The organism is Sphingopyxis sp. (genome assembly GCF_041916015.1).
Lineage (GTDB): Bacteria > Pseudomonadota > Alphaproteobacteria > Sphingomonadales > Sphingomonadaceae > Sphingopyxis.
This window is the reverse complement of record NZ_JAYSAH010000056.1, coordinates 1-17,971: the sequence shown is the minus strand read 5'-3', so window position 1 is coordinate 17,971 and position 17,971 is coordinate 1. Positions and strand designations below refer to the sequence as shown.

Sequence of the window (17,971 nt, the reverse complement as noted above, 5' to 3'; positions counted from 1 at the left end):
CGGACGACCCGACCCGATACTCCTTCGCGGGGGCACGGGATTCTTTGGGGTTCCAAACCCTTGCCCTCTCCTCCTCCCTCGCGCTAAAGCCATCCCAAATGGTTTCGCTCGAAACCAGTCTTCCGGGGAGATATGATAATGCCGCGCCGCGCGCAGCCCTTTGTCCGTTCCGCGTCGATCCTGCTTGCATCGACCGTCCTGCTTATGGGTTATAGTCCGATGACCATCGCCGCCGAAACTCAAGCCAAGCCCGCGACCGCGGACGCCAACCCGATGCTTCAGCCGTGGACCGGCCCCTATGAAGGGGTGCCGCCGTGGGACAAGCTCGACCCCGAACTTTTCCCCGACGCCTTCGCCAAGGGCATGGCCGAGGTAAAGGCCGAGGTGCAGGCGGTGATCGACAATCCCGCCGAGCCGACGTTCGAGAACACCCATGTCCCGATGCAGCTCGCGGGCGAGACGATGGACCGTGTCTTCGCACTCTGGGGCGTCCAGACGTCGAACAAGTCGAACGACCGCGTCGAGGACATCGACGCCAAATGGAGTCCGAAGCTCACCACATTCTACACCGAGCTCTTCCTCGATCCGAAGCTCTTCGCGCGCTACAAGGCGGTGTACGACAAACGCAATTCGAGCGGCCTCAACGCCCAGCAGATCCGCATCGTCGAGCGCAGCTATGACGAGATGGTGCGCGACGGCGCCAATCTGTCGCCCGCGAACAAGGCGAAGCTCGTCGATTTGAACGCGAAGCTCGAAGGGCTGTTCTCGGCCTTTTCGTCGAAGCTGCTCGGCGACGAGAAGCTCTATACTTTCGTCACCGACAAGGCCGAGCTCGACGGGCTCGCGCCGGGCTTTATCGCCTCGCTCGCCGACGCCGCCGAGGCGCAGGGCAAGCCCGGCCAGTGGGCGATCAAGAACACCCGCTCGTCGGCGCAGCCGGTGCTCCAGAACGCCAGCAACCGCGCGCTGCGCGAGAAGGTCTGGCGCGCTTTCGTGAACCGCGGCGACAATGGCGACGCCAACGACACCAATGCAACGATCGCCGGGATATTGAAGCTGCGGCAGGAGCGCGCGGTGCTGCTCGGTTTCCCGACCCACGCGCATTACCGCATGGCCGACACGATGGCGAAGACCCCCGAAAACGCCATGGCGCTGATGATGAAAGTATGGCCCGCCGCGGTCGCGCGCGTCCATGAGGAGGTCGCCGACATGCAGGCGATCGCCGACGCCGAGGCGAAAGCGGGCAAGGGTCCGAAGCTGACGATCGAGCCGTGGGACTATCGCTATTATGCGGAGAAGGTCCGCAAGGCGAAATACGACCTCGATGAGAATGAGGTGAAGCCCTATCTCCAGCTCGACAAGCTGCGCGATGCGATGTTCTGGGAAGCAGGGCAGCTCTATGACCTCGGTTTCCGCGAGAATACGGGCACGATTCCCGTGTTCGACCCCAAGGTGAAGACGTTCGAGGTCTATAACCTCAAGACGAATGCCAATGTCGGCGTCCTCTATCTCGACAATTTCGCGCGCGACGGCAAACGTTCGGGCGCGTGGATGACGACCTATCGCAGCGAGCAGGGGCTCGGCGGCGAGCGCAACGTGCTCGCGTCGAACAACAATAATTTCACCGAAGGCGCGAAGGGCGAGCCGACGCTCGTCAGCCTCGACGATGCGACGACCCTGTTCCACGAATTCGGGCACGGCATCCATTATTTCCTGCAGCACGTCTATTATCCCGCGCTCGCCGGGGTGCCGCGAGATTTCGTGGAATATCCGAGCCAGGTGAACGAGAATTGGCTGATGACGCCCGAAGTGCTGTCGAAATTCGCGACGCACTATCAGACGGGCGAACCGATGCCGCAGGCGCTGGTCGACAAGATCCTCGCGTCGAACAAGTTCAACCAGGGGTTCGAGACGGTCGAATATCTGTCGAGCGCTATCCTCGACATGAAGCTCCACGACCGCAAGGTGCCGGTGACCGACATCGACAAGTTCGAGCGCGAGACGCTCGCCGCGATCGACATGCCGAAGGAAATCGTCATGCGGCACCGCCTGCCGCAGTTCGGCCACCTGTTCAGCTCGGACGCCTATTCGGCGGGCTATTACTCCTACCTCTGGTCCGAAACGATGGACGCCGACACCTGGGCGGCGTTCCAGGAGGCCGGCGGCCCGTGGGACCGCACCGTCGCCGACAAGTTCCGCACCATCCTGCTGATGACCGGCAACGAGACCGACCGCGCCGAGGCGTATCGCGCCTTCCGCGGCCGCGATCCCGACGTGAAGGCCCTGCTGGCGAAACGCGGGTTTCCGGTCGAATGATCTTCAGGTAAACCGGGGAGCAAAGGGGGCCTTCGTGTCCCCTTTGTTTTGTCCGGCGCCATTGTTTTATCCGGCGGATGGCCGCTTTCGGCCGAAAAACCTGCCCCGGCGGCGACCCTCAACCCTGTCCGGCGCCGGTCAGCGCGGCAAGCTGTTCGCCGGTCAGCGTCAGGTCGAGGCTGTCCATGATCTCGTCGAGTTGCGCGACGCTCGTCGCGCTCGCGATCGGCGCGGTGACGCCGGGCTGCGCGGCGACCCAGGCGAGCGCGATCTGCGACAGCGTCGCGCCGGTCTCGCCCGCGATGCGGTCCATCGCCGCGAGCACCGCCGGCCCTTTGCCTTCAAGATAGGGGCCGACGCGCGCGCCGCGCGGGCTTTTGCCAAGGTCGTCGGTGCTGCGATATTTTCCCGACAGATAGCCCGAGGCGAGGCTGAAATAGGTGACGACGCCGAGGTCCTCGTCGATGCAGAGCGTCTGGAGCGGCCCTTCATATTGTTCGCGGTCGAGCAGGTTGAGTTCGGGCTGGACCACGGTGAAGCGCGGCAGGCCCAGTTCGTCGGCGGTGCGCAGCGCTTCGCTCAACCGTTCGGCGCTGTAATTGGAGGCGCCGATCGCGCGCACCATCCCCGCATCGACGAGCTCGCCGAACGCGCCGAGGATTTCGCCGAGCGGCACATCGGGATCGTCCTTGTGCGCGAAATAAAGATCGAGGACATCGACACCGAGCCGATCGAGCGAGCCCTGCACCGCCTCCCGAATCCGGTCGGGTTTCAGGCCGCCCGGCATCATGCCGACCTTGGTCGCGATGAGGACCTTGTCGCGCGCGCCGCTCGCCTTCAGCCAGGCGCCCATCTCGGTCTCGGACTCGCCGCCCTTGTGCCCCGGAACCCACGCCGAATAGACGTCGGCAGTGTCGATCATGCCGCCGCCGCGTTCGACGAAGCGGTCGAGGATCGCGAAGCTCGCGGCACGGTCGGCGGTCATGCCGAAGACATTGCCGCCCAGCACGAAAGGCCGGATCGACAGGCTGCTCTTGCCCAACGCACGTTCGGTCATTGCTTCACTCCTGCTTTCACCGCCGGCACCGCCTCGCGCGGGTTGTCGCTGAACAGCCCGTCGATGCCGGTCCCGAAATAAGCCTTGATCTCGGCCGCGAGATCGCCATGCCCCGCCGGGTTGAGCCCGCCCTTGTCGGCGAGCGGCAGGAAATAATTCTCGCGGCGAAAGGTCCAGGGATGGACCTTGAGCCCCGCGGCATGGGCGTCGCGCACGAGCGCGGTGGGCTCGCCGAGCGTCCCGATCGTGCTGCGCGGGATCACCATATCCTTGTTGGGGCCGATGCCGTCGGCATAAACCGCGATCGCTTTCAGCCCGTCCGGCGTCGCCATCGCGGCGTAGCCGAGCTTCGGATCGTCGGCAGGCCCGCCCTCGCCATCCATCAGCTGGATCAGCGGCAGATCGCTCTTCGCCCGCAGCGCCTTGAGATTGCCGGCCTCGAAGCTCTGGATGAACACCGGCGCCGTGCGGCCGCGATAGCCATATTTGCCGAGAATCGCGAGCAGGGGCCCCTCGTGCGGCAAGCCGATCGCGGCGAAATAGGTCGGATGCTTGGTTTCAGGATAGACTCCGACCGGATGCGTGCGGCCCTTGTTCACGCGAACGAGCAGGTCGAGAATCTCGGCGAAAGTCGGGATCGCATATTCGCCGTCATGCGCAGTACCGCGCAGCCGCGGAATGCGTTCCTTCGCGCGCAAGGTCTTGAGCTCGGCGAGCGTGAAATCCTCGGTGAACCAGCCCGTCACCGCCTTGCCGTCGATCGTCTTCACCGCCTTGCGCCCGGCGAATTCGGGATGGTCGGCGACGTCGGTCGTCTCGGAAATCTCGTTCTCGTGCCGCGCGACGAGGACGCCGTCCTTGGTCAGCACCAGATCGGGCTCGATGAAATCGGCACCCTGCTCGATCGCGAGTTCATAGCTCGCCAGCGTATGTTCGGGCCGCTCGCCCGACGCGCCGCGATGCGCGATGACGATCGGCGGCTTGCCATCGAGAGTAGGCTGCGCGGCCATCGGCTCAGTATCGCAGCCCGCGAGCGCCAGCAGCATCAGCGCGGCGCTCGACGCTTTCATGCCGCAAAGCGCTGCTGCCAGTCATCGGCCGAAAACCCCACGCTGAGCGCGCCGTCGGCATCGACCAGCGGACGGCGGATCATCGCGGGCTGGTCGAGCATCAGCGCCTTCGCCTGCGCGGCATCGAGTCCCTCTTTCTCCGCATCGGGCAATTTGCGAAAGGTGGTACCGCTCTTGTTGAGCAGCTTTTCCCAGCCGAGCTTGTCGATCCAGCCCTGAAGCTGTGCCGCGTCCAGCCCATCCTTGCGATAGTCGTGGAAAGCATAGGCAACGCCATGCTCGTCGAGCCAGCGGCGCGCCTTCTTCACCGTGTCGCAATTGGGAATGCCGTAAATTGTCAGTGCCATGCGCCTCGCCTGGGGGTCGTCCGTTGATCGAAGGCGCGACTCTAGGAGATGGGCGGCCGGTCGGCAATGCGCGCATTGGCGTTCGCGAGCTTGCCGCGCAGCGCGCGCGCGAAGCCTTCGTGGAGCGCGGCCGCGACGTCGGGACGCGCGGCCAGCCACGCGCGCAGCCCCACGGCGGGGATGAACCATAGCCGCGCGTTGCTCGTCAGCACCACGGTGCCGGTCGCATGGCTGCCGTCGAGCACCGTCGCCTCGCCGATTAGCGTGCCGTCGGCGACCGTGCCGACATCCTGGCCGTCGCGGCGGATCGCCGCGGCCCCTTCGGCAAGGTAAAAGAGGCACGGCGCGGCTTCATTCTCGCGGATCAGCACCTCGCCGCGCTTCGCCGAAATCCAGTGTCCCTGATCGATCAGCGCGCGCGCCGCGACCGCGCCGAGCCCGTCGAAATGGCGGTCGCGCAGCGCCTGCTCCTCGGCGGAGAAGCTGACCTTCGCCCGGTTGAGCCAGAGCCGGGCGATCAGGCCCAGATTGACGAGCAGGATCGCGAGGATAAGCAGGCTGTAGCCGGTCCCGTGCCAGCCGAAGAGCGCGACCGGCAGCGCGAGCAGGGCCGCGATCGCGAGGCCGATGCGGACATGATCGACGCGCGCGACGAGGCTCGCCACCAGCAGCACCAGCAACGCCCCATAGCCGAACCAGGACGGGTCGAAATTGGCCATATGCAGTCTTTTCGCGTCAAACCCGGCAGAATGCTTAGATATATAACGTTACCGATTGCCGAACGCCTTGGCGGCGATTTTCGTTGCTGCGGCCCAATCGACATAAACTATCATTTTTGGGCCCTCAGGAAAAGCTTCGCTGCGCGAATGGCCCGTTCGCGCTAATTTTATCGCTCCGGCTTGCTTCCGGGGGCCATTCGGCCCATGGCGGCGCGCGATTCGCATTCCCACCCGAAATGACGTAGAAGACCGCTGATATGACGCAATCATGGCAACCCCACAGCTGGCGCACGCACGAAGCCCGGCAACTTCCCACCTACAAGGACGACGCCGCGCTCGCGGCGGCGGAAAAGGAGCTGTCGAACTATCCGCCGCTGGTCTTCGCGGGCGAGGCGCGCGACCTCACCGCCGAGCTCGGCAAGGTCGCCGAGGGCAAGGCCTTCCTGCTGCAGGGCGGCGACTGCGCCGAAAGCTTTGCGGAATTCCACCCGAACAATATCCGCGACACCTTCCGCGTGCTGCTCCAGATGGCGGTTGTCCTGACCTTCGCGTCGAAGATGCCGGTGGTGAAGCTTGGCCGCATGGCGGGGCAGTTCGCCAAGCCGCGTTCGGCCGACATGGAAGATGTCGATGGCGTCTCGCTGCCGAGCTATCGCGGCGACATCATCAACGACATCGCGTTCGAAGGAACCGGCCGCGAGCCCGATCCGGCGCGGATGATCAAGGCGTACAACCAGTCGGCGGCGACGCTCAATCTGCTGCGCGCCTTCGCGAACGGCGGCTATGCGAATCTGCATCAGGTGAACGCCTGGACGCATGATTTCATGGACCGCAGCCCGTGGGCCAAGAAATATCAGGAGACCGCCGCGCGGATTTCCGAAGCGCTCGCCTTCATGGAAGCGTGCGGGGTGACGCCGGAGACGGTGCCCCAGATCAAGGGCACGAGCTTCTACACCAGTCATGAGGCGCTGCTGCTTCCCTATGAGCAGGCGCTGACGCGGCAGGACAGCCTGACCGGCGGCTGGTACGACACGTCGGGCCATATGCTCTGGGTCGGCGACCGCACCCGTTTCGAGGGGTCGGCGCATATCGAATATCTGCGCGGCATCGGCAATCCGGTCGGCATGAAATGCGGGCCGAGCCTGGAACCCGACGTGCTGCTGCGCCTGCTCGACACGCTGAATCCCGGCCATGTCCCCGGCCGCATGACGCTGATCACCCGCTACGGCCACGACAAGATCGAGGCGCATCTGCCGAAGCTGGTGCGCGCGGTGAAGGAATCGGGTCACCCGGTCGTCTGGTCGTGCGATCCGATGCACGGCAACGTCATCAAGACGCCCAACGGCTACAAGACGCGCCCGTTCGAGCGCATCCTCGCCGAAGTGCGCGGCTTCTTCGCCGTCCACCGCGCCGAGGGGACGCACGGCGGCGGCATCCATATCGAAATGACCGGCCAGAATGTCACCGAATGCACGGGCGGCGCGATGGATGTGACGCAGATGGATCTGGCCGATCGCTATCACACGCATTGCGACCCGCGTTTGAATGCGGGGCAGAGCCTTGAACTCGCTTTCCTGCTCGCCGAGATGCTCAATCAGGAAATGAGCGAACGGGCGAAACAGGCGGCCTGACAGGCCCCGTCATTGCGAGCGCAGCGAAGCAATCCAGAGTGGCGTAAACCGCCCTGGATTGCTTCGCTGCGCTCGCAATGACGACAGAATTACTTCCCCGCCCACCGCTTCGTATCGGCGAATGCGCGGCCGAGCGCGACGTGCAGGTCGGCATCCTCCGCCGCGCCGCCGAGCGGCACCTTGTCCGAAAATTCGTCGGCGGGGCCGTGATAGTCGCTCCCAAGGAATTTCTCGAGCAGCGGCATGTCGGAGAAGCTGCCCCCGACCATCAGCGATGTGACGCCCTTGGCGCCGAGCGCCCAGCCGTCCTGCCGCTGGACGAAGGCGTCGGCCTCGCCGTCGTCATCCATCTTCCGGCCGAGCTTCGTTGCCACCTCGCGCACCACCGCGTCATAGGCGGGCTTGCCGCGTCCGATCGTCGCGACCGGCGTACCGCGCGGCGAGATGGCGATCGTGTCGATGTTGAGCGCGACGGTAATGTCGGCGAGCGGCACGACCGGATGCTCGGCGAAGTAATGCGCGCCGAGCAGGCCCTTTTCTTCCGAGGTCGTCGCCATGAAATAAATGTCGCGGTCGGGCCGTGCGCCCGACGCAAGGCGCTTTGCAACTTCGATCAGCACCGCGATCCCGCTCGCATTGTCGACCGCGCCGTTGCAGATTCGGTCTTTCGCGTCGTCGGGCGCGCAGATGCCGAGATGGTCCCAGTGACCGAGGAACAGCACCGCCTTGCCGTCGGGCTTCGCGCCGGGCAGCTTCGCGATGATATTGTTGCTCTGATAGGGCCGCACGACCGATGTGGTCGCCAGATCGACGGCCACAGGCAGCTCGGCGCCCGCATAATCCGCCGCCTTCGCACCGCCGCGGAGCGCGTCGCCGCTCTGCCCCGCCTTCGCGAACAGCGCGTCGGCCGCGGCGGGCGACAGGAAGCCCGTCACCGGCGCGCCCGTCTTGGCCGAGGCGAGGCGCGTCGTCTTCCCGCCCAGCGAATGGCGGATCTGTTCCCAGAGGTCGGCGTCGGTCGCGATCACGAGCACCGCACTCGCTCCCGCGTCGGCGAGCATCTGGCGCCGCTCGCGGTAGCGCGGCAGCTTGTCGCCGAACGGCGCGTTTTCGTACAGCATCACCGCGACCTTGCCGCGAACGTCGGCCTTGACCTGACCCGCGCCGTCGATGCCATAGCCGACGAAGACCAGCGGCAGATCGGTCAGCGAAACGGCGGCGTCGCGTCCGGTCAGGACGATGCCGTCCTCGCCGACCGGAAAATCGCGGCCCTTCACCTTGAACTTCGCGGTCCCGCCGGTCGCCTGCGTCTCGATCAGCGGCACGCCCTGCAGCCAGGGCGTCGCGCTGCCCGGCACGGCTTCGAGCCCCGCCTTCGCCCATTCGCCGACGATGTAGGCGATGGTGCGATCCTCGCCCTCGGTGCCGGGACCACGGCCCTCGAACGCATCGCTCGACAGCGTCTTCATATGGCCGGCCAGTTCGGCCTCGGTGATCGGAGCGTCACCCTGCGCGGGAGCCGCCAAAACGGCGGGGGCGAGCGCAACGAGCGAAACGGCCGCAATGGCAGCCCGGAAGGTCAGGATCTTCATGGGCCCGCCGCATGACATGTCCGCCAGAGGCAGGCAAGACGCGTTCGTCGAACGACGAATGGCGGCTTCAGCGCCCCGCGCGCTCCAGCAGCGCACGCGCCGCCGCGACGTGCATGTCTTCGATCATTCGCCCCTCGTGCCGCTGCGCGCCGCCTGTCGCAGCGGCGACCAGCGCTTCGGCTTCGGCGATCTCGTGCTCCGATGGCGCGAAGGCCCTGTTGCACGGCTCGACCTGCGACGGATGGATCAGCGTCTTGCCGTCGAAACCCAGCCGCCGTCCGTCCGCCGCTTCCGCCGCGAAGCCCGCCGCATCGTCGATCGCATTATAGACGCCGTCGAAGCACCACACCCCGCCCGCGCGCGCCGCAAGGACGATCGCCTGGATCGCATGGCCCATCGCGCCGCGATCCATGCCATCGGGCAGCTTCAGCTCGTGCGCGAGGTCGTTGAGCCCTGCGATCAGCCCATGCGTCGCGGGATCGGCGGCGATGTCGCGCGCGGCATAGATCGCCGCGGGCGTCTCGATCATCGCGAACAGCGGCAGGCCGAGCGGCCGCGCCGGATCGAGGTCCGATGGCGCATCGACCTTCGGCAGCACCACCGCGTCGAGCGCGAGCCCGGCGACCGCCGTGAGGTCGTCCGGCTGATGTGCGCTGCCCGTTCCGTTGATCCGCACCGCGATGCGCTTGCCCGGATAGCCTGCCGTCACCGCGGCGCGCATCGCAGCGCGCGCCTCCGCCTTGCGCTCGGCCGGAACGGCATCTTCCAGATCGATGATCAGCATGTCGGCGGCGAGCCCTTGCGCCTTTTCGAGCGCGCGCGCGTTCGATCCGGGGACGTAGAGCAGCGAGCGCGGGGCAAAGTCGGTCATGCGCTTTTCTGTGGCGCAGGGCGCCGGTTGCCGCAATAAGCAAGGCAGAGATTTTGCGAAGAGACTTTGCACGAGGGGATGATCGATGGAATTCGCGCTTGCGCTGGTGGTGTTGGCTCTGGTGTTCCTCGTCTGGGCGCTGACGCCGGTCCGGCAGGGCTACGCCTATACGATCGAGCGCTTCGGCCGCTACACCCACACCGCGCAGCCCGGCCTCAACTTCATCATGCCGATCTTCGATCGCGTCGGGCGCAAGGTGAACATGATGGAACAGGTGCTCGACATTCCGGGCCAGGAAATCATCACCAAGGACAATGCGATGGTCGCGGTCGACGGCGTCGTCTTCTTCCAGGTGCTCGACGCCGCCAAGGCGGCCTATGAGGTCAGCGATCTCTATCTCTCGATCATGAACCTGACGACGACGAACCTGCGCACCGTCATGGGCTCGATGGACCTCGACGAAACGCTGTCGAAGCGCGACGAGATCAACACCCGGCTGCTGCATGTCGTCGATGATGCGACGACGCCGTGGGGGGTCAAGATCACCCGCGTCGAGATCAAGGACATCCGCCCGCCCGCCGACATCTCGAACGCGATGGCGCGGCAGATGAAAGCCGAACGCGAGAAGCGCGCCAACATCCTCGAGGCCGAGGGCAGCCGCGCCTCGGAAATCCTGCGCGCCGAGGGCCAGAAGCAGAGCCAGATACTCGAAGCCGAAGGCCGCCGCGAGGCCGCTTTCCGCGACGCCGAGGCGCGCGAACGCGAGGCCGAAGCCGAAGCGAAGGCGACGCAAATGGTGTCGGACGCGATCGCGGGCGGCAATGCGCAGGCGATCAACTATTTCATCGCGCAGAAATATGTCGAGGCGGTCGGCCAGTTCGCAACCAGCCCCAACAGCAAGACGATCCTCTTCCCGGTCGAGGCGACGCAGCTGATCGGCACGCTCGGCGGGATCGGCGAGCTCGCCAGGGACGCACTCGACCGCAAGGCGGGAGGCTGAGGTGCCCGATTTCATCGCAAGCATGGAACCGCACTGGATATGGCTGTCGGTCGGCGTGCTGCTCGTCGCGGCCGAAATCGTCGCGCCGGGCTTCTTCCTGATCTGGATCGGCGCCGCGGCGATCGTCACCGGGGTGCTCGCGTGGGTCCTGCCGCTCGGCGTTCCGCTCCAGCTCGGCATCTTCGCGGTGCTTGCGATCATCGCGCTCTACGGCGGGCGCCGCTGGCTGAAGGCGAACCCGATCACGAGCGCCGACCCGCACCTCAACCAGCGCGCCGGCCGGCTCGTCGGCGAGGTGCTGACCCTGACGCGCGCGATCGAGGACGGCCGCGGCCGCGCGAAGGTCGGCGACGGCGAGTGGCCGGTGCACGGGCCCGATGCAGCCGAAGGTACGAAGGTCCGCGTCGTCAGCGCCGACGGCGGGGTGCTGGTGGTCGAGGCGGCCTAAGCGGCCGTCAGTCGGGCCGACGCACGCAGCAATAGCTGTCGAATACAAAGTTTCGTTTTCCGTCAAGGAAATGAGGCGTGTTTTCACGCCACCAGCGCGCTGCATCGGGACTGTGGCTGTCCAATGTCTCGATCGCCTTCAGGGCGTTCACGGCATATCCTTCCGTCTTTTCCGCGCGACCAGTGAATAGCGCCGCAAGCTGCCGGAAGTATCCACGCGGCCCGGTGATTACACCAAAGCCGTAATAGGCACGCCGATCGGACCGTAGAAGCGGAAGCCTGATGCCAATCCACGCATCGCGGACCCACTCAGGAGCTTCGCCCAAGGGCCTTTTAACAATTTCGATGTGCATGGCCATGCCTACCCGCCCTTGGGCCGCGAATAGATCGCCACCACATGCCCCAGCGCATCGCTGTCGCCGATGCGCCGAAAGCCGAGCTTTTCCGACACCCGCTCGGACGCCGCATTGCCGTGGTCGATGATGCAGCGCACTTCCGTGGCATCGAGGTTCGCATCGGCCCAGCCGAGCGCCGCGCGCATCGCCTCGGTCGCATAGCCCGCCCCCCAATGGTCGGCGTCGAACGCCCAGCCTGCTTCGGGGCAATCCTCGAGTTCGGGGATGCCGCGGCAGAAATAGGACAGCCCGCCCATACCGATCAGCGCATCGCTGGCCTTGTCGGCGAACACCCAGTAACCGAACCCCATCACCGGCCACAGGCCTGCCGAGCTCAGAAACTTGCCCCAGCTCACATCGGGCGTGCGCGGCTCGCCACCGATGAAGCGCGTCACGCGCGCATCGGCCCACATCGCGATATGAACGTCCTTGTCGGCAAGGCGCGTCGGGCGGAGGCGGAGCCGATCGGTCTCGATGGTCGGGGGCGCGGTGAACATGACGCCGACATGCCGCAGCGCGCGGCCCTTGGTCAATCGGGGATCAGGAAATGGTCGAACAGGTCGTGCAGCACCGCCGTACCGTCGAGCGGCTGCTTCGCGCGCAGCACCGCGAGGCTGTCAACCCGCGCCAGCACATCGACATGCTTCAGCGCGCCTTGATACGCCGGACGATCGTTGAAACCATGGAACAGCAACAGGCAGTCGGGCTTGCAGTGGATCAGCGCCTGCAGCAGGCAGGCCACGCGAAAGCGCCCGTCGATCAGCACCGCATCGGGGCTGGCCGGAAGCCGGCGCCAGATATCGACATGGTAGCGCGGCCAATCGCGCGCCCGGCGGTCACCGGCGGGATAGCCATGGTCGCCGGTCGGTCCGATGTCGGCGTGAAAGGGCGTGAAATCGATCGCTGCGCGGGCCAGATTCGCGCCGACCTCGGCGAGCCAGGCCGCATCGCTGTCGACGCTGACGATTTTCTGCGCCTGCCGCGCCGCGATCAGCGTGCTGTTGCCGCAGCCGAACTGGAGCAGCGACGCGCGCCCCGCGAGCTGCAGCTCGATCTGCATCGTCTCCGCTGCCGACAGTGACTGCATGACGTCCCCTTCCCCCCAGCGGGAAGGAATATGGGAGAACGGCGGGCGCGTCTAGGGCCGCTGCGCCCCGCAAAGGCGGGCCAGGAGGGGAGAGAGAAGTCCGTCCGTGGCACCCGCCCTTGCGGAACCTCGGGATCAGGCCGCGGCCAGCTCCGGCGCCGACGAATGCGCGGGCATCAGCGCGTCGGCATAGTCGCCTTCATATTTGCCGATCAGCGCACGGTCGTCATGGTTCCACGGATGGAAGCCGGGCATGAAATAGGCGAGCCAGGGCAGGAAGCTCTTGCGCAATATCCCCGGCGAGCCGAGCAGATACCACCAGATGCGCGCCGTGACGCGCCAGCCGGTGAGGCCGTCCTGCCGCAGCAGCGCTTTCATGCCCTTGACGCGGCGCGGCCAGAAGCGCGTCGTAACGAGCAGCATCATCAGCGACTTCGCCTTCCAGCGCCGCCAGCGGCTCCAGTCCTTCGTCGCGTGAAGCCAGGTGTCATAGGCGACGCCCTTATGCTCGATCTCCTCGATCGCGTGCCATTTCCATAAGGCGCCCCATTCGGGCTCGGCACCCGCGTACATCTTCGGGTCCCCCAGCATGATCGCCGCCATCATCGCGGTATAATGTTCGAGCGCGATCGTCGCCATCAGGTTGACGATCGGCGGGCGCGTCTTGATGAGGTCGAGGACCTGATTCACATCGGCGTCGAGCTCGCTGAGGTCGTAGCCCGCCTCCGCCGCTTTCTTGTTGAAGACGACATGCTCGCGGCTGTGGATCACTTCCTGCTGGGTGAAGGCACGGATTTCCCTTGCCAGCTTGTCGGGCACGCCCTCGCGGTGCGCCTTCACCGCCTCGATGAACATCGCCTCGCCGCGCGGAAAGGTCACCGACAGCGCGGTGTGAAAGGCCGAGGCGATCGGATCGCCGTTCAGCCACCAGCGCCCCTGCCGCTCGTCGCGGCCGAAGCGCATGTCGCGCGGGGTTATCCTAAGGTCATTCGGCGTCGGAGAAAGGCTGGACATATGTTCCTCACCGTCGGAAAGGGGTTTCAGGGCGTGGGGACGCCCTATGGGCCAAGCGTTAAAGGTTACTTACAGTGGTGTCAATAGCAAGGAAGCGGCTGAGCCCGGAAGAGAGCCGGTCGGCCGCGCTCGAAGCGGCCCGCCAGATTCTGATCGAGAGCGGCCCGCAGGCGGTGACGTTGAAGGCCGTCGCGGCGCGCGTCGACCGCACCCACGCCAATCTTCTCCACCATTTCGGCAGCGCCGCGGGGCTGCAGCAGGCGTTGATCGAGAAGATGGCGGCCTTCATCACCACGACGATCCGCGAGACGATCTTCCGTCAGCGCGCCGGCGACCAGAATCCGCGCGAGGTCGTCGATCTGGCCTTCGATGCCTTCGACACCGGCGGTGCGGGCGCGCTCGCAAGCTGGATGATCCTGTCGGGCAACGAAAATGCGCTCGACCCGATATTGAAGGCGATCCACGACCTCGTCGAAGAACTGCGCGAGGATCATAGCGAGGAGGAAGCGCCGATCGAGGACGAGACGATGCAGCTCGTGCTGATGGCGCTCGGCGACGCGCTGTTCGGCGGCCCCTTGTCGCGCGCCCTCGGCGTCCCGCGCAGCCGCGCGCGCGAGATCGCGTTCGAATCGATGCTGTCGCACGGGATCGGGCGGCGGGGGTGATGATCTTCGCGCCCTAGAGCCGTTGGAAGCAGTCTTGCTATCATCGTCATCCCGGACTTGATCCGGGATCCGCTCTTCCAGTGCTGCGTGAATGGATCCCGGATCAAGTCCGGGATGACGAAGTGAATATCCACAGGCGGCTTGACCATCGCCGGGACGACGGTCCCTAGCCAAACCGAGCCTTTCCCCCTAAAGCGCCCCCATGCATTTCCTCGATCAAGCCAAGATTTTCATCAAGTCGGGCGACGGCGGCCCCGGCGCCGTGTCGTTCCGGCGCGAGAAATATATCGAATATGGCGGCCCCGACGGCGGCAACGGCGGCAAGGGCGGCGACATTGTGTTCGAGGCGGTCGCGGGCCTCAACACATTGATCGACTTTCGCTACACCCAGCATTTCAAGGCGAAACGCGGCACCCCCGGCGCGGGCCGCGACCGCACCGGCGCCGGCGGCCCCGACCTCGTCATCCAGGTGCCGATCGGCACCCAGATCCTCGACGATGACGACGAGCGCAGCCTGCTCGCCGACCTCACCAGGGAGGGCGAGCGCATCCATTTCCTGCGCGGCGGCGACGGCGGGCGCGGCAATGCGAGCTACAAGACCTCGACCAACCGCGCCCCGCGTCAGCACGGCCCGGGCTGGCCGGGCGAGGAAGCGTGGGTGTGGTTGCGCCTCAAGCTGCTCGCCGACGCGGGTCTCGTCGGCCTCCCCAACGCGGGCAAGTCTACCTTCATCAACGCCGTAACCAACGCGCAGGCCAAGGTCGGCGCCTATGCCTTCACCACGCTGCGCCCGCAGCTCGGCGTCGTCAGCCACAAGGGGCATGAGTTCGTCATCGCCGACATCCCCGGCCTGATCCAGGGCGCCGCCGAAGGCGCCGGGGTCGGCGACCGCTTCCTCGGCCATATCGAGCGCTGCCGCGTGCTGCTCCACCTCGTCGACGCCAATGACGAAGATGTCGCGACGAGCTACCGCATCGTCCGCGACGAGCTCGAAGCCTATGGCGCCGACCTGATCGACAAGCCGGTGATCGTCGCCTTGAACAAGACCGACACGCTCGACGACGAACTGATCGCGGCGCTCTCGGCCGAACTCGAGGCGGAAAGCGGCCATCCGGTGATGGCGCTCTCGGGCGCGAGCGGCGCGGGGGTGCCCGCGGTGCTCGACACATTGCTCGAAGCGATCGGCCACCCCGAGCCCGGCGCGGACGAAAGCGAGGAAACGAGCGACTGGTCGCCGATCTAGGAGAGATCGTGCACGACCGATTGCGGCCGTTCGCCTCCCTCTCTTTCACGGCTTCAACCTGCCTAAAACCGCCCCATTCGTCGCCTAGGGAATGCGTTTGGCCGGATAGGGCGTGCCATCCTTGTGAAAATAGCCGTCGGGCGTGAACATCATGTCGATGTCCGAATAGCCGCCGCCGGTGTCGCACCTTTTGCCGCCCCCGAGCGCGACGAAGACGCAGTCGGCGTCCGATTCATTGACCAGATGATGCCCGTTGGTGCTGCCCTTCGGCCAGACCGCGATGTCGCCGGGGCGCATCGGCCAGCGGCCGCCGTCTTCGACCAGAACCGCTTCGCCCGCGATCATCACCAGCATCTCGTCCTCGCCGTCGTGCCAGTGGCGCTGCGACGACCAGGCGCCGGGCTTCAGCACGACATGGCTCGCCGCGAAATCCGACAGACCCGTGGCCGGCGCGAGGCGGCGATACCAGCGGCCCTGCACGGGCGCGTCATAGGGCGCGGGATAGCCGGTGACGTTGGTCTGCGGGATCGTATCGAGATCGAGTTTGGGCACGAGTCGCCTCCATTCATGTTCCCTGTTTGTTTCGCACAAACGCGCGGCGATGCAAAGCCTCGACTTGGCGCGCCGCAAAGGGGTAAGGAGCGGCATGACCCACCCTATCGATCCCGTGGAACTCGCCCAGGCGCTGATCGCCGCGCCGAGCATCTCGCCCGCTACCGGCGCCGTGTTCGACGTGCTGGAAGCCGCGCTGGTTCCGCTCGGCTTCACCGTCGAGCGCTTCATCGACGGGATCGAACCCGATGGTCCAGTCGAAAATCTGCTCGCGGTACGCAGCGGCAAGGGCCCGGTGCATTTCGGTTTCGCCGGCCATCTCGACGTCGTGCCGCCGGGCGTCGGCTGGACGGGCGACGCCTTCGCGCCCGAGATTCGCGGCGAGCTGCTCTATGGCCGCGGCGCGGTCGACATGAAGGGCGCGATCGCGTCCTTCGTCGCGGCCGCGGCCGCGACCCCGGTCGAGGCGGGCACGATCAGCCTGATCATCACCGGCGACGAGGAAGGCCCCGCGATCTTCGGCACCCGCGCGCTGATGGAGCATATGGACGCCCGCGGCATCCGCCCCGACATGATCGTCGTCGGCGAGCCCACGTCCGTGAACCGGCTCGGCGACATGGTGAAGATCGGGCGGCGCGGGTCGGTCAACATCTGGATCGACGTGCCGGGGACGCAGGGCCATGTCGCCTACCCGCACCTCGCCGACAATCCGATCCCCAAGCTGGTCCGGATATTGGCGGCGATCGACGCGGTCAGCCTCGATGCCGGGACCGACTGGTTCCAGCCGTCGAACATCGAATTCACCGACATCGAGGTCGGCAATGGCGCGACCAATGTCATTCCCGCCTCGGCGCGCGCGCGGCTGTCGATCCGCTTCAACGACCGGCATCGCGGCGCCGACCTCGTCGCGATGGTCGAGCGGCTCGCGCACGATGTCGAACCGCAGGCGAAGGTGCTCGGCAAGATTTCGGGCGAAGCCTTCCTGACCCCGCCGGGCGACCTCTCCGAACTGGTGGCGGAAACGATCCATGCCGAGACCGACATCAGGCCCGAACTGTCGACGACCGGCGGCACCTCCGACGCCCGCTTCCTCCACGCGCTCTGCCCGGTGGTCGAGTTCGGGTTGATCAACGCGACGATGCACAAGCTCGACGAGGCGGTCGCGGTCGCGGATTTGCATAAGCTGACCGCCATCTATCGCGGGATATTGATGCGGGCTTTGCTCGATTAGATTTATCTCGCGCAAAGGCGCGAAGAAAAAATATCTCACACAAAGACACAAGGAGGGCGGTCTTCGCCGCGGCCGCAATGTCTGGAGCGCGCGAAGCGCCTTTTTAGGGTCGCCTGCGGCGACGGACGGCGGCAGTCGCGTGGCGCGCCCTCTTTGTGTCTTTGTGTGAGATATTTTCTTATTCTCAGCAAGCCTTCGCGCCTTTGCGTGAGACTATTCCTCGCGCCCTCGCCGCAAAATCACATAGACCGCGCCCCCGCCGCCGTGGCTGATATGCGCGGGACGAAGCGCGACGATGCGGTCGGCGTGCGGCGACACCGACAGCCAGTCGGGGAGCGAGGCGCGGATCGCGCCGCGCGGGCGGGAATCGCCGTGCATCACCGGCAGGCGGTCGGCGCCGGGACGCAGCCGCCCCGCGACGACGAGCAGGACACGCGCCCCGCGCAGCAGGGCGCGGCCGATCGCCTCCTCAAGCAAGGCCTGCGCCGATGCGAGGCTATGGCCATGGAGATCGATGCTCATGTCGGGCCGCACGAGCCCCTTGCGGAGGCGGCGGTCCCAATGGCCGTCGAGGGTCGCGTTCGTCCAGGTCCCGCGTGATGGAGGGAGTGACGCGGGAGCGCGCGGAGCCGCGGCGGGCGCGGCCTTGCCGCCAGCAACCGGCTTCGGCGGCCGGACCGTCGGTGGCGCCTTGGGTTCGAGCGGCGCCGGCCGCTTGGCGAGCGGCACGACGG

At 66.2% G+C, this 17,971-nt stretch carries 19 protein-coding genes; 7 read left to right on the top strand and 12 right to left on the bottom strand.

The features are described from left to right. Nucleotides 1-219: 219 nt before the first annotated feature. Nucleotides 220-2,316, top strand: a complete 2,097-nt coding sequence (locus ACE3SL_RS09145; protein WP_374525426.1) for a M3 family metallopeptidase — start codon at nt 220-222, stop codon at nt 2,314-2,316. A 118-nt stretch (nt 2,317-2,434) separates the two neighbouring features. Here ACE3SL_RS09145 and ACE3SL_RS09140 read toward each other — a convergent pair whose 3' ends face one another. Genes ACE3SL_RS09140 through ACE3SL_RS09125 form a run of 4 tightly spaced genes read right to left on the bottom strand, consistent with a single transcriptional unit; the run spans nt 2,435 to nt 5,509 of the window. Beyond that, nucleotides 2,435-3,373 carry an aldo/keto reductase gene (locus ACE3SL_RS09140; protein ID WP_374525425.1) on the bottom strand — a complete coding sequence of 313 codons (939 nt, stop codon included), beginning with the start codon at nt 3,371-3,373 and terminating at the stop codon, nt 2,435-2,437. Further along, entirely contained in the window at nt 3,370-4,443 is a 1,074-nt protein-coding gene (locus ACE3SL_RS09135; protein ID WP_374525424.1) for a glycerophosphodiester phosphodiesterase, read from the bottom strand. The genes ACE3SL_RS09140 and ACE3SL_RS09135 overlap by 4 nt, the downstream gene beginning before the upstream one ends. After that, the gene (locus tag ACE3SL_RS09130; RefSeq protein ID WP_374525423.1) at nt 4,440-4,790 is read right to left on the bottom strand and encodes an ArsC family reductase; all 351 of its coding nucleotides are present in this window, start codon (nt 4,788-4,790) and stop codon (nt 4,440-4,442) included. The genes ACE3SL_RS09135 and ACE3SL_RS09130 overlap by 4 nt, the downstream gene beginning before the upstream one ends. Before the next feature lie 41 nt (nt 4,791-4,831). Continuing rightward, nucleotides 4,832-5,509 carry a cyclic nucleotide-binding domain-containing protein gene (locus ACE3SL_RS09125; protein WP_374525422.1) on the bottom strand — a complete coding sequence of 226 codons (678 nt, stop codon included), beginning with the start codon at nt 5,507-5,509 and terminating at the stop codon, nt 4,832-4,834. Nucleotides 5,510-5,766: 257 nt separating this feature from the next. Between ACE3SL_RS09125 and ACE3SL_RS09120 the strand changes: the two genes are divergently transcribed. Further along, a complete protein-coding gene (locus ACE3SL_RS09120; RefSeq protein WP_374525421.1) occupies nt 5,767-7,140 on the top strand; it encodes a class II 3-deoxy-7-phosphoheptulonate synthase in 1,374 nt (457 codons plus the stop codon). Nucleotides 7,141-7,229: 89 nt separating this feature from the next. Here the strand turns inward: ACE3SL_RS09120 and ACE3SL_RS09115 are convergent, their stop codons facing one another. Together ACE3SL_RS09115 and ACE3SL_RS09110 are read right to left on the bottom strand one after the other, a co-directional pair. Beyond that, nucleotides 7,230-8,732 (bottom strand): M28 family peptidase, encoded by a 1,503-nt coding sequence (locus ACE3SL_RS09115; RefSeq protein WP_374525420.1) that lies wholly within the window; start codon nt 8,730-8,732, stop codon nt 7,230-7,232. A gap of 67 nt (nt 8,733-8,799) precedes the next feature. Further along, the gene (locus tag ACE3SL_RS09110; RefSeq protein WP_374525419.1) at nt 8,800-9,603 is read right to left on the bottom strand and encodes a CoA ester lyase; all 804 of its coding nucleotides are present in this window, start codon (nt 9,601-9,603) and stop codon (nt 8,800-8,802) included. Nucleotides 9,604-9,688: 85 nt separating this feature from the next. Here ACE3SL_RS09110 and ACE3SL_RS09105 point away from each other — a divergent pair, with 85 nt between their 5' ends. Continuing rightward, complete coding sequence (locus tag ACE3SL_RS09105; protein WP_374525418.1) at nt 9,689-10,603, top strand: SPFH domain-containing protein; 915 nt, start codon at nt 9,689-9,691, stop codon at nt 10,601-10,603. A 1-nt stretch (nt 10,604) separates the two neighbouring features. Continuing rightward, entirely contained in the window at nt 10,605-11,051 is a 447-nt protein-coding gene (locus ACE3SL_RS09100; RefSeq protein ID WP_374525417.1) for an NfeD family protein, read from the top strand. A 7-nt stretch (nt 11,052-11,058) separates the two neighbouring features. Here ACE3SL_RS09100 and ACE3SL_RS09095 read toward each other — a convergent pair whose 3' ends face one another. The 4 genes from ACE3SL_RS09095 to ACE3SL_RS09080 all read right to left on the bottom strand — a co-directional run bounded on the left by ACE3SL_RS09095 (nt 11,059) and on the right by ACE3SL_RS09080 (nt 13,546). Continuing rightward, on the bottom strand, nt 11,059-11,409 hold the full coding sequence (locus ACE3SL_RS09095) for a hypothetical protein (protein ID WP_374525416.1): 351 nt from the start codon (nt 11,407-11,409) through the stop codon (nt 11,059-11,061). Nucleotides 11,410-11,411: 2 nt separating this feature from the next. Then, a complete protein-coding gene (locus ACE3SL_RS09090) occupies nt 11,412-11,942 on the bottom strand; it encodes a GNAT family N-acetyltransferase (RefSeq protein WP_374525415.1) in 531 nt (176 codons plus the stop codon). A gap of 32 nt (nt 11,943-11,974) precedes the next feature. Then, entirely contained in the window at nt 11,975-12,532 is a 558-nt protein-coding gene (locus tag ACE3SL_RS09085; protein WP_374525414.1) for a hypothetical protein, read from the bottom strand. Nucleotides 12,533-12,667: 135 nt separating this feature from the next. Continuing rightward, nucleotides 12,668-13,546, bottom strand: coding sequence for a metal-dependent hydrolase (locus ACE3SL_RS09080; RefSeq protein WP_374525413.1), 879 nt, complete (start codon nt 13,544-13,546; stop codon nt 12,668-12,670). Between the two features lie 77 nt (nt 13,547-13,623). Between ACE3SL_RS09080 and ACE3SL_RS09075 the strand changes: the two genes are divergently transcribed. Beyond that, nucleotides 13,624-14,211, top strand: coding sequence for a TetR/AcrR family transcriptional regulator (locus ACE3SL_RS09075; RefSeq protein ID WP_374525412.1), 588 nt, complete (start codon nt 13,624-13,626; stop codon nt 14,209-14,211). A 202-nt stretch (nt 14,212-14,413) separates the two neighbouring features. Continuing rightward, nucleotides 14,414-15,454 (top strand): GTPase ObgE, encoded by a 1,041-nt coding sequence (gene obgE / locus ACE3SL_RS09070; protein WP_374525411.1) that lies wholly within the window; start codon nt 14,414-14,416, stop codon nt 15,452-15,454. Between the two features lie 84 nt (nt 15,455-15,538). On the opposite strand, the gene ACE3SL_RS09065 is transcribed toward obgE, so the two are convergent. After that, nucleotides 15,539-16,006 (bottom strand): cupin domain-containing protein, encoded by a 468-nt coding sequence (locus ACE3SL_RS09065; RefSeq protein ID WP_374525410.1) that lies wholly within the window; start codon nt 16,004-16,006, stop codon nt 15,539-15,541. 94 nt (nt 16,007-16,100) lie between these two features. Between ACE3SL_RS09065 and dapE the strand changes: the two genes are divergently transcribed. Further along, a complete protein-coding gene (dapE, locus tag ACE3SL_RS09060; RefSeq protein ID WP_374525409.1) occupies nt 16,101-17,237 on the top strand; it encodes a succinyl-diaminopimelate desuccinylase in 1,137 nt (378 codons plus the stop codon). 213 nt (nt 17,238-17,450) lie between these two features. On the opposite strand, the gene ACE3SL_RS09055 is transcribed toward dapE, so the two are convergent. Then, the coding region (locus tag ACE3SL_RS09055; RefSeq protein ID WP_374525408.1) for a Smr/MutS family protein at nt 17,451-17,971 on the bottom strand (521 nt) is incomplete at its 5' end.

What these genes read in the sequence shown, in the direction of transcription:
- obgE (WP_374525411.1), top strand. Translation starts at nt 14,414, where the DNA reads ATGCATTTCCTCGATCAAGCCAAGATTTTCATCAAGTCGGGCGACGGC.
- ACE3SL_RS09090 (WP_374525415.1), bottom strand. Translation starts at nt 11,942, where the DNA reads ATGTTCACCGCGCCCCCGACCATCGAGACCGATCGGCTCCGCCTCCGC.
- dapE (WP_374525409.1), top strand. Translation starts at nt 16,101, where the DNA reads ATGACCCACCCTATCGATCCCGTGGAACTCGCCCAGGCGCTGATCGCC.
- ACE3SL_RS09140 (WP_374525425.1), bottom strand. Translation starts at nt 3,373, where the DNA reads ATGACCGAACGTGCGTTGGGCAAGAGCAGCCTGTCGATCCGGCCTTTC.
- ACE3SL_RS09095 (WP_374525416.1), bottom strand. Translation starts at nt 11,409, where the DNA reads ATGGCCATGCACATCGAAATTGTTAAAAGGCCCTTGGGCGAAGCTCCT.
- ACE3SL_RS09120 (WP_374525421.1), top strand. Translation starts at nt 5,767, where the DNA reads ATGACGCAATCATGGCAACCCCACAGCTGGCGCACGCACGAAGCCCGG.
- ACE3SL_RS09145 (WP_374525426.1), top strand. Translation starts at nt 220, where the DNA reads ATGACCATCGCCGCCGAAACTCAAGCCAAGCCCGCGACCGCGGACGCC.
- ACE3SL_RS09130 (WP_374525423.1), bottom strand. Translation starts at nt 4,790, where the DNA reads ATGGCACTGACAATTTACGGCATTCCCAATTGCGACACGGTGAAGAAG.
- ACE3SL_RS09115 (WP_374525420.1), bottom strand. Translation starts at nt 8,732, where the DNA reads ATGAAGATCCTGACCTTCCGGGCTGCCATTGCGGCCGTTTCGCTCGTT.
- ACE3SL_RS09080 (WP_374525413.1), bottom strand. Translation starts at nt 13,546, where the DNA reads ATGTCCAGCCTTTCTCCGACGCCGAATGACCTTAGGATAACCCCGCGC.
- ACE3SL_RS09125 (WP_374525422.1), bottom strand. Translation starts at nt 5,509, where the DNA reads ATGGCCAATTTCGACCCGTCCTGGTTCGGCTATGGGGCGTTGCTGGTG.
- ACE3SL_RS09085 (WP_374525414.1), bottom strand. Translation starts at nt 12,532, where the DNA reads ATGCAGTCACTGTCGGCAGCGGAGACGATGCAGATCGAGCTGCAGCTC.
- ACE3SL_RS09110 (WP_374525419.1), bottom strand. Translation starts at nt 9,603, where the DNA reads ATGACCGACTTTGCCCCGCGCTCGCTGCTCTACGTCCCCGGATCGAAC.
- ACE3SL_RS09135 (WP_374525424.1), bottom strand. Translation starts at nt 4,443, where the DNA reads ATGAAAGCGTCGAGCGCCGCGCTGATGCTGCTGGCGCTCGCGGGCTGC.
- ACE3SL_RS09105 (WP_374525418.1), top strand. Translation starts at nt 9,689, where the DNA reads ATGGAATTCGCGCTTGCGCTGGTGGTGTTGGCTCTGGTGTTCCTCGTC.